The sequence below is a fragment of the Roseomonas alba genome, assembly GCF_019430885.1.
In the GTDB taxonomy this organism is placed as follows: Bacteria; Pseudomonadota; Alphaproteobacteria; order Acetobacterales; family Acetobacteraceae; genus Neoroseomonas; species Neoroseomonas alba.
Map to the genome: position 1 here is coordinate 21,643 of NZ_JAHYBZ010000018.1, position 9,083 is coordinate 30,725.

Sequence of the window (9,083 nt, forward strand, 5' to 3'; positions counted from 1 at the left end):
ACCATCTAACACGGTGAACGTGCTCCGGTCCGTACCCTCGCGCCTCTGCTTCCTCGTTGTGGCAGAGGACGTTCAGAACGTTGTTCGGCGAAGGCTCCTCTGCTTCGATTCGATACTTTGCTCCCATCCATCGACGCAAGTCGGAGTGCGAAGGAGACGCGGTCTCAGCGATCTCGGCAGCTAGCAGTGTAAATTTGCGAACTAGCTCATCGTGGCGTCGTGCTCGTTCAGCAAAACCGAAAACAAGGTTCGCCCCGCCGAAAAGCGCGGTCGCGGCACTTGCCACCGTGGCGAGGGTCGGCATTCCCTGAGAGATGGAAACGAACGCAGCGCTTCCAGCTATCAGCGAGACGACGCTAGGCCATCGCGCAAGCGCGTCGAACCAGGCTCGCCGCTTCGAATGATATCGAACGCTGACTGAAACCGAAAACTCAAGCTGAGTAAGCTTGGCTTCGTCTGCTACCTCGAAGGCGGGGGGCGAGACGGCGGCGGCACGCGGGGAGACACTGTCCCCGGATTTGGCGTGTTCCGCGGAATCGGGCTTTGGATCGGCGGTGCCGGAGGTCGGCTGGGGGGTGTGGGTGGCTGCGCCATTCACTGATACGGCCTATCCGATTCGCCGCATCATACCATGAGCATTACGGAATGCAGCTTCCCGCGTGTTGTCGAGCGCCATAGCCGGCAGAGAACCGATCCCCGCCCGCAAGCAACGCCGCCACGCCGGTCAGGCTCTGCCAACGCTGTATGGTCACGTCGACGTAGCGCGGGTCGAGTTCCATTGCATAGCAGCGCCGCCCCGTGGTCTCTGCCGCGACGATGGTGCTGCCGCTCCCCGAGAACGGCTCATAGATCGCATCGCCCACGGCGCTGTTGTTGACCATCGGCCGGCGCATGCATTCCACCGGCTTCTGCGCCCCGTGCACGGTCGAGGCGTCCTCGTCCCCGCCGGTAGTAATCGGCCACAGCGTCGCCTGATCGCGCGCGCCCTGCCAATGTCCCGTGGCGCCCTTGCGCACCGCATAAAGGCAGGGCTCGTGCTGCCAGTGGTAGTCACCACGCCCCAGCACGAAGCGCGACTTCGCCCAGACGATCTGGCTCCGCACTGCGAAGCCCGCTGCCTCGAGGCTTTCGATCACGGTGCGTGCATGCACACCGGCGTGCCAAACATAGGCGACGTCGCCAGGGAACAGCGCCCAGGCGGCGCGCCAGTCGGCGCGGTCGTCGTTCGCCACCTTGCCGGTGCGCATCGTCGCCGAGACGCCGGCCTCGTTCCGCCACTCCGGGTCGTAGTTCACTCCATAGGGCGGGTCGGTGACCATCAGGTGCGGCCGCGCCCCGTCGAGCAGCTGCGCGACGTCCGCTGCGGAAGTGCTGTCACCGCAGAGCAGCCGGTGCGGGCCGAGCAGCCAGAGGTCACCCCGGCGCGACACGGGCGCGGCTGGCGGCTCCGGCGCCGGCGCGTCGGGATCGCCGCCCGCTGTCGTCGGCGCCTCGGGTGCCCCGTCACCCAACAGCCGATCCAGCGCAGCGCCATCGAAGCCGATCAGCCCGAGGTCGAACTCCTCGGTGCGCAGCGCCCGCAACTCGGCGGCCAGCAGGCTCTCGTCCCAGGTTGAGTTCAGCGCCAGCTGGTTGTCCGCCAGGCGATAGGCCCGCGCCTGCGCCTCGGTCAGATGGCCGAGGCGGATGGCCGGGATCTCCTGCAGCCCGAGCGCCTTTGCAGCGAGAACCCGGCCGTGCCCGGCGATCAGCACGCCGGCATCGTCCACCAGGACCGGCACGTTGAAGCCGAACTCGGCGATCGAGGCGGCGAGTTGCGCTAGCTGCTCGGCCGGGTGAAGCCGGGCATTCGCGGCATAGGGCGCGAGGGCGGCGACCGGCATGGTCTCGACACGAAGATCAGGCTGCATTCGCCGTCGCCTCCGCGGCCCGCTCGGCGGCAATCGCGTCGTAGCCGCGTCCGTCGTCGCCGAGCGTGACGCTCAATTCAGGGAACAGCATGCGGTAGCGCGCGATGGCGAGGTCGACATAGGCCGGCGCGAGGTCGATCGCCCGCACCTTTCGACCCGTGCGCTGCCCGGCCAGGATCGTCGTGCCAGACCCGGCGAAGGGCTCGAACACAGCGTCGCCGAGACTGGCATAGGCCTGCATGAGCAGTTCCGGCATCGCCACCGGGAATACCGCCGGATGCTCCGTCTCGATCCCCCGCCCCTTGTGGCGGGTGATGCGGAGCACGCTGTCCGGGATGCGCATCTCCTGCACCGGCAGGCCGACATGGGTATAGGCTTTCACCTCGCCGTCGGCGGCGCGCAGCCCACTGCCCTTGTTCGGCGTGCCGGCCCATTTGCAGGGGATGATCTTGTTCGGCGCCCGCGCCTCGCGATTGAAGTGGAACACCAACTCGAAGGCCGGCGCCAGGCGACCGTTCCAGTCGCCCGGCAGGCCCGGCCCCTGGTCCCAGGCGTAGAGCCCAAAACGGCGCCAGCCACGGGCGCGCATCCAGTCGAGCCAGCCCGACCAGTAGGGCTGCCACTCGCCGTCGCGATGGATCAGGCCGAGGTTCACCAGCACCTGACCGTCGCCCCGCAGGGCCACGTCGACATGCTGGAACACGCCCTGCATCAGCGCGTCCCAATTCGAGACGCCGCCGGTGGTGTAGGCACGCTGGTTGCCGTAAGGCGGGGAGGTGAACAGCAGCGCCGCGCGCTCGTCACCCATCAGGCGCGCGACGCTGGTGGCATCGGTACTGTCGCCGCAGAGCAGCCGGTGCTCGCCGAGCAACCAGAGATCGCCGGGGCGGGTGACCGCCTGGCGCGGCGGATCAGGGTCCGCGTCGGCGGGATCCGGCTCGCTATCGGTCCCCGGATCGGCGGCCGGGTTGCCAGCGGCAGGCTCGGCACCGCTGGCAACCGCCGGGGTGGCAACGTTGCCAGTTTCGGTTTCCAGTCCCGCCAGCAGCCGGTCGATCTCGGTGCCATCGAAGCCGGTGAGAGCGAGATCGATGCCGCCCATGTCGTGGAGCTTGGCGACCTCGGCGGCGAGCAGCGCCTCGTCCCAGCCAGCGTTCAGTGCAATGCGATTGTCAGCGAGGCGGTACGCGGCCTTCTGGGCGTCGGTCAGCCCCGCGCGGATGATGGTGGGGACGACCTCGAGGCCGAGGGATTGCGCGGCCAGCAGCCGGCCGTGGCCGGCGATGATCTCGCCGCGCTCGTCGACCAGCACCGGCGCGACGAAGCCGAATTCGAGGATGCTCGCCGCGATCTGCGCCACCTGCTCGGCGGAATGCGTGCGCGCATTGCCGGCATAGGGCAGCAGCGAGGCAACCGCGCGCGCCTCGACGGCGCTCGCAGCCCATGGGGCCTGGGGCATCTGCACCTGCGTGATGTTCGAATGAAAGGCGCCGCGGCTGGCAACCTGGCAGCGCTGGCAACCTGGAAAACGGGGCTGACGCTAGGCGCCTTGCGCGCTTCCGCCCCCCGCCTACGCCGGGCCCAGGAAGGACCCTGCGGCTCGCGAGCCACTGTCTCGATGGAGCGACGCTGTGGCTGCTGAGCCGCGGGGCAGCACGCTGCACCCGCAATTCATCATCGTGGGGAGAGTCTACGAGATGCGGATTCCGCTCCGCCAGCGGGTGAATTGTAACAGCGCGGCGCGCTGCACCAGCCCCGTCGCTACAGCGCCTCGCGCGCCCGCTGCACCGCATCCCGCGTCGCGACCAGCGCGGCCAGGGTGATGCCCGCCTGCTTCACCGCGGCGGCTTCATCGGGATCGACGTAGGACACCTGCTCCTCGGCATCGACGACACCGGAGGCCAGCTGCTCGTGGAGCTCGTCCAGCCGGGTCTTCACGTCAGCCGGATCGGCATCCGCCTCACCAAGCCATTCGCCGACGATGAGCTCGACCTCGCGGGCCATGCGGGTGGGCTGGACCCCACGCGCCGCCATGGTCTGCAGACGCACCAGTGCCGCATCGAGAGGGCGCATCGCCGCCCGCTGCCGTGCTGCCATGACCGTCCTCCTTCGTGCGCACGGCCTCTCTATCATGTTCTTGTATTGTTCTCATAGGGGCGATATGCGTCCACATGCCCGATGGCGAGCCGCCCCGCCTCCCTCCGCCGTGGCTGAGCGCATCCACGCTGGCCGCCGCGCGGGCTGCGCGGCGACCTCCCGATCCCTTCACCAGGGTCGACACCAGCAAGGCGGTGCACGACGCCATCCTGGCCCATCATCCGGCCCTGCCATTCACGCTGATCGGCGAGGCCGCCGCCTTCGTGCTCGGCATGGAGTGACCGGTTAGGCGGCCCGCTGCCGCGGCACGAGGCCGTAGACCGCGGCCAGGACGCCGAGCGCGGCAACCAGCATGCCCTGGGCCTGCGCGTGGCCAACGCTGCGCCCACCCCAGCCCTGGCGCAGCGCCCATTCCCGCACCGAGCATTCGAGCCCGACCACGTGCCAGACGCAGGAGCCGGCCGCGCTCTCGAAGCCGCCCAGCGCCATCATGGCATGCGCGACCTGCTCGCGTGCTGCGACCTGGCGATCGGTGAGGGAATCACCGGAGCCGCCTGGAATGCGGATCAGCGGCATGGCACGTAGCTGGTCGAGCGCCGCGACGCGGAACTGCCGGCGGAACACGGCGCCGGCGTCGTGCATCTCCTGCGTAATAGTGCCGTTGGCGAGCATCTGGCCGAGGGTGTCGACGGTGCGGCGGTGCACGACCGGCAGGCCAGTCTCGGGATCGGCCTCGCGCATCGGCTCCCCCACCGGCCCGTGCTGCAGCCGCCATTTCGAGGGCATTGCCAGGTCCTCGCCCTTCGGCTTTGCGGCTCTGGTCCTGCGCTTACCGGCCATGGTGGATCTCCCCGTTGCGTCGGCCCCAGCGCCGGTTGGCCTCGTTGGTAATCGCCTGGCGCAGCCAGGGATCCAGGACATCGTCCACAGGAATGGCGGCGACGCCGTGCCGATGCCACGCGGCGGCGCGCATGGCGTTGACCTCCCTGTCGCTGGTCGGGCTGCGCGTGCCGCGGTTGAGGCAGGAGCGGGGCGCCAGCGGTGCACCGTGCATGCTCATGCCCGGCCTCCCGTGGGCTCGGTCGCCCAGAGCAGCAGGGCAATGGCATCGGCCTCGTTGTCATCGGCAGGCAGAAAGCCGCGGGCTCGGATGGCCGCGATCATCGTCGCCTTGTCGGCATTGCCCTTGCCGGTGGCGTAGCGCTTGATCGTGCCGACTGGGACGCCCTCGTAGGGGACCTCGTGTTCCTCGCACCAGGCGGTCAGCGTGCCGAGGAAGCCGCCGTAGACATGCGCCGCGTCGGTGCCGGCGTGGCGGCGCACCTCCTCGAAGACCAGGCGGCGAATGCCGTGGGCGCGCATGGCGATCTCGACCAGCCAGTCGGTGAAGCGGAGATAGCGCATGCCGCCTCCCTCGAAGCGGCCGGGGCGGAAGGTCTGGGTGCCCGAGAGGATCGTGCTGTCGCCCATGCGCAGTGCCCAGCCCACCGTCGTGCCGAGATCGATGGCGAGGACAGTGTTCCCGGTCTGCCGCAGCGGCGGATCGATGCCGGGCGGCAGGCTTGCATTGGCGGTGGGCGCGGCGAGAGTCGTGAAAGCCATGATGGTCTCCGAAAGGGGATGATCCTGGTGAGGGCGGCGACGGCGCGGTTCTTGGCGGAGCTCGCCGTCGCTGCCCGGCTGGGATGGATGGGATCGATCCAGGGGGAGGTGGATCGCGGCCCCGTGTCCTCCGGACGAGGTGTGGTGTGCGCGCGCCATTGAGGCGCGCGCGCACACCCCCGTAGGGGGTGGATGAAGCACCTAACTCCTCCCACTGCGCCAACCCTCTGAATTTGCTCGCAAAAACAGGAGTTAGGAGGAGTGAGGGAGGAGTTAGGGACCTAACTCCTCCGCGGCGCCAAGACATTGATTTCATGGCGAAGTTTTCCGGGAGGAGTGAGGAGTTAGGCCTAACTCCTCAGGAGTTAGGTCGTCCAAGACCCCTTCCGGGTAGACCCAGACCTCGGGGTTTTCGACGTCCAGCGCGTTGCCGGTCTGGGCGCATTTGAAGTGGCTAGGCAGCACCGGCTGCGCCGTGTTGGTGATCTCGCCGGTGGTCGGATCGACGCTCTCGACGCCGCCCCCAAGGGTCATGCCCTCGACGCAGAGGTAGCCGAAGCGCGAGCGCACGGCGGGGAAGCCGAATGCGCTGCCGTCGCGGCGGAACTTCACGAAGCCCTTGGTGGCGAGCACGCTCAAGCGTTCGCGGATGGTGTGCTTGCTACCGAGGCCAGCCTTGTTCTCGAATGCCTCGGCGAACTGCATCATCGGGTACAGGCGCCCCTCGCTGGCCTCGTCCAGCAGGATCCCGAGAATGACGTCGTGTTTGCGCAGACGCTCCGCATCGAGCTTGCGGCCGATCTCCTTGCGCACGAGCCGCTCGTCGCCGCGGTTGAGCTCGACCCAGCGCCCGGCGGCCTTGTCGATCAGCAGTGGTGAGAGCGCAGGCCCGTTGCGGAGCTCGACATGCAGTTCGCGCGGCGTCTCCTCCTCGTCCGGCCGGAACAGGATCATCCCCGAGGTGTAGAAGCCGCGCAGCGCACTGGCGCCGGAGAGCGAGAGGAAGGGATCGTCCTTCACCTGCTGCTTGCTGAGTTTCTTGGTGTGATGCGCGAGGATGATGCCGGCCTCGGGCGCGACCTGGTCGCGCAGCGCCTCGACGCGGCTTTGCAGGAAGAACAGCATCGCCGCGTTGTCGTTCTCGCCTTCGCCGCCGGGCCCGCCGTCGAACAGGTTGCGGATCGGGTCGATGCAGATCACGTCCGGCGGCGCATCGGGGAATGCCGTGCGGATGGCCGCGGCAACGAGGGGCACGCCGTGGTCGTCGAGCAGCATGCGCAGCTTCGGGGTGACAACGAGGGTGTCGCGCGCGCGGGCCAGAATGGCGGGGTCAAGCCGGAGTTGCTGCAGGCGCTCGCGCAGATAGTGGTACTGGATCTCGGCCTGCAGATAGAAGACGCGCAGCGGCCGCGGCGCGGTGAACCGGAGGAACGGCGCGCCGGCGGCGGCGTGCACCAGCAGGCTGATGAGGAAGTCGGACTTGCCGACCTTGGGCGCGCCGCCGAGGACCAGCATGCCGCCCGGCGTGAGCACGCGCGGACCGATCAGGTCCTCCGGCATCGGCGAGGTGTCGTCGAGCAGCGCACCGAGCGTATGCGCCGGGACGGACGCGGGAGGCGCGCCATCGGCCCGGAGCAGCGGCGGCCCGTTGCGATCGACGTGGAGCGCCCACAGCGCGTCGGCCTCAGCCTTGAGGCGCTCCAGCGGCCAGGCCGGGCGGAGGCAGGCGGCGTTGTAGCCGCAGATGGCCTCCCAGCCCTGGTCGGGCGTCAGGCGCCCTTCATGGACCTGGCGGATGAAGTGGCCAATGGCGGCACTCGCGCCCTGGAAGCGCGTCCAACCGTCCTGGGCGCCTTCGCGGACGGGGGTGATGAGGATGGCATCGAGCCCCGGCCGATCGCCCTGCGAGACGGGCTGCGTCCGCTCCTGCCCGGCCAGGTAGGGCATCGCGGCGACTGCTTCGGCGAACTCGGCGAGGTCCACCTCGCGCTGCGGATCATGCTGGCGGATGGTGACGACGCGCTCAGCGCCGCCCTTACGATAGACCGTGCCGGGGACACGGATCGGCTGGTGAGCGGAGCGGAAATGCGGGTCGCCGCCGACCTTCTCGGCCATCTCCCCGCGCAGCGCGCAGAGCTGGACGAGATCCTGCCCCTCGGCCGGTTCCGTCAGCCGCCACCAGGCATGCAGCTTGGCGGCGCCCTCCGCCGTGCGGCCGCCGCTTTCAACCAGGAGTGTCGGTGCGCCGAGGTGCTGGATGAGATGGGCCAGCTTGGCGTCGACGTCGCCAGTGTCGAGATCCACCACGGCGGCTTGCATCTGCCGGACATGCTCGGCGCGGGCCTGGCCGTGCTCGGCGACGGTGCCGGGGATGACATAGACCGCCGTGCCCTCGCGTGCCGCCCATGCAGCATAGGTGCCGAGCGACTCACCCGCATGCCGATCGGCAGGGATCCAGATGTTGTGCGGCCGGGTGTCGATGCCCTGCCCCTGATCGACGAAGCCGCGGACCGGGATCAGACCATCGCAATAGCCGAACACCACCTCGAGGAAGGTGGCGATGGCGCCGTGGTTGATGGCCGCGGCGCCCGACACTTCCTCCCAAGGGAGGCCCGGCGCATTATTGAAATCGCTCCAGCCGCTCATGCCGGCTTCGCCCAGCAGCGCTTCGCCCAGGGGCAAAAGCGGCACTCATAGAAGTCAGGCTGGGTCGCGACGCGGGGCAGCAGGTCACCGGCATCGCAGGCCCTGAGCACCCGCACCGCACGGTCCGACATCCGCTGCGCCAGCGCCGCATCGAAGGGCACCAGCTCATGGTGCAGCTCGGCGGTATCCTTGTTGACGGCGGTGAACAGCGCCGGGTTGTCCGCCACCCCTGGCACGGCGGCATCCATATAGGCCTGGTAGACCGCGATCTGCGCCGCGTAGATCGGCTTGGCGATGGCGACACCCTTGTTCGACGTCTCCCGCCAGGCCTTGGCGTTCATGGTCTTGCATTCCCACAGGGCGGGGAAGGCCAGGCCGGGGATCGCGGGCCCGCCGGCGAGGATGCCATCGACATGGCCGCGGATGCGTCCGCCCGCCACCGCGAAGCCGAACTGCTCGCCATCCGGGCGGTTGCCCTTGCGAGTGTAGAGCTCGAAGCCGGCGGCGCGGAGCCAATCGACCGCGACATCCTCCAGCGCGTGGCCGATGCCGAAGATGCGCAAGATCCGCCCGTCGAAGTCCGCACCCTCGTCCTTCGGGGCCTGCAGGAATTCGAACTGCAGGGCGCGCTCGCAGGAATGGCCGAGCCGGGAGCCGCCGAGATAGGTCCGTGGTGGGGTGGCGGCCTGGCGTGCGACCAGGGCCGCGTCGATCGCCGCGTTGACGTGCAGGGCAGTCTGACCCCGGCTGTTGAAGTCGAGCATCAGAACGGGATCTCCTGTGCTGTGCCTTGGCGGGCGATGGCCTGCATCGCCTCCTGGAAGGCGC

The 9,083-nt window shown here is 69.0% G+C and carries 9 protein-coding genes; 1 reads left to right on the forward strand and 8 read right to left on the reverse strand.

Annotation, left to right across the window (positions count from 1 at the left end):
* Positions 1 to 638: 638 nt before the first annotated feature.
* The 3 genes from KPL78_RS29355 to KPL78_RS29365 all read right to left on the reverse strand — a co-directional run bounded on the left by KPL78_RS29355 (position 639) and on the right by KPL78_RS29365 (position 4,007).
* Positions 639 to 1,910 (reverse strand): site-specific DNA-methyltransferase, encoded by a 1,272-nt coding sequence (locus KPL78_RS29355; RefSeq protein ID WP_219766850.1) that lies wholly within the window; start codon positions 1,908 to 1,910, stop codon positions 639 to 641.
* Positions 1,900 to 3,369, reverse strand: a complete 1,470-nt coding sequence (locus KPL78_RS29360; RefSeq protein ID WP_219766851.1) for a site-specific DNA-methyltransferase — start codon at positions 3,367 to 3,369, stop codon at positions 1,900 to 1,902. The genes KPL78_RS29355 and KPL78_RS29360 overlap by 11 nt, the downstream gene beginning before the upstream one ends.
* Before the next feature lie 302 nt (positions 3,370 to 3,671).
* Entirely contained in the window at positions 3,672 to 4,007 is a 336-nt protein-coding gene (locus tag KPL78_RS29365) for a hypothetical protein (protein ID WP_219766852.1), read from the reverse strand.
* A 74-nt stretch (positions 4,008 to 4,081) separates the two neighbouring features.
* Here KPL78_RS29365 and KPL78_RS29370 point away from each other — a divergent pair, with 74 nt between their 5' ends.
* Positions 4,082 to 4,288, forward strand: a complete 207-nt coding sequence (locus KPL78_RS29370) for a hypothetical protein (protein WP_219766853.1) — start codon at positions 4,082 to 4,084, stop codon at positions 4,286 to 4,288.
* A gap of 4 nt (positions 4,289 to 4,292) precedes the next feature.
* On the opposite strand, the gene KPL78_RS29375 is transcribed toward KPL78_RS29370, so the two are convergent.
* From KPL78_RS29375 to KPL78_RS29395, 5 genes are all read right to left on the reverse strand, one after another.
* Positions 4,293 to 4,793, reverse strand: a complete 501-nt coding sequence (locus KPL78_RS29375) for a hypothetical protein (RefSeq protein ID WP_255569571.1) — start codon at positions 4,791 to 4,793, stop codon at positions 4,293 to 4,295.
* A 43-nt stretch (positions 4,794 to 4,836) separates the two neighbouring features.
* Positions 4,837 to 5,067, reverse strand: a complete 231-nt coding sequence (locus KPL78_RS29380) for a hypothetical protein (protein WP_219766855.1) — start codon at positions 5,065 to 5,067, stop codon at positions 4,837 to 4,839.
* Entirely contained in the window at positions 5,064 to 5,609 is a 546-nt protein-coding gene (locus KPL78_RS29385; protein ID WP_219766856.1) for a crossover junction endodeoxyribonuclease RuvC, read from the reverse strand. The genes KPL78_RS29380 and KPL78_RS29385 overlap by 4 nt, the downstream gene beginning before the upstream one ends.
* A gap of 312 nt (positions 5,610 to 5,921) precedes the next feature.
* Positions 5,922 to 8,300, reverse strand: coding sequence for an AAA family ATPase (locus KPL78_RS29390; RefSeq protein ID WP_369412901.1), 2,379 nt, complete (start codon positions 8,298 to 8,300; stop codon positions 5,922 to 5,924).
* Positions 8,252 to 9,019, reverse strand: a complete 768-nt coding sequence (locus tag KPL78_RS29395) for a hypothetical protein (protein ID WP_219766857.1) — start codon at positions 9,017 to 9,019, stop codon at positions 8,252 to 8,254. The genes KPL78_RS29390 and KPL78_RS29395 overlap by 49 nt, the downstream gene beginning before the upstream one ends.
* Positions 9,020 to 9,083: the final 64 nt, after the last annotated feature.

What these genes read in the sequence shown, in the direction of transcription:
- KPL78_RS29355 (WP_219766850.1), bottom strand. Translation starts at nt 1,910, where the DNA reads ATGCAGCCTGATCTTCGTGTCGAGACCATGCCGGTCGCCGCCCTCGCG.
- KPL78_RS29360 (WP_219766851.1), bottom strand. Translation starts at nt 3,369, where the DNA reads ATGCCCCAGGCCCCATGGGCTGCGAGCGCCGTCGAGGCGCGCGCGGTT.
- KPL78_RS29365 (WP_219766852.1), bottom strand. Translation starts at nt 4,007, where the DNA reads ATGGCAGCACGGCAGCGGGCGGCGATGCGCCCTCTCGATGCGGCACTG.
- KPL78_RS29370 (WP_219766853.1), top strand. Translation starts at nt 4,082, where the DNA reads ATGCCCGATGGCGAGCCGCCCCGCCTCCCTCCGCCGTGGCTGAGCGCA.
- KPL78_RS29375 (WP_255569571.1), bottom strand. Translation starts at nt 4,793, where the DNA reads ATGCCCTCGAAATGGCGGCTGCAGCACGGGCCGGTGGGGGAGCCGATG.
- KPL78_RS29380 (WP_219766855.1), bottom strand. Translation starts at nt 5,067, where the DNA reads ATGAGCATGCACGGTGCACCGCTGGCGCCCCGCTCCTGCCTCAACCGC.
- KPL78_RS29385 (WP_219766856.1), bottom strand. Translation starts at nt 5,609, where the DNA reads ATGGCTTTCACGACTCTCGCCGCGCCCACCGCCAATGCAAGCCTGCCG.
- KPL78_RS29395 (WP_219766857.1), bottom strand. Translation starts at nt 9,019, where the DNA reads ATGCTCGACTTCAACAGCCGGGGTCAGACTGCCCTGCACGTCAACGCG.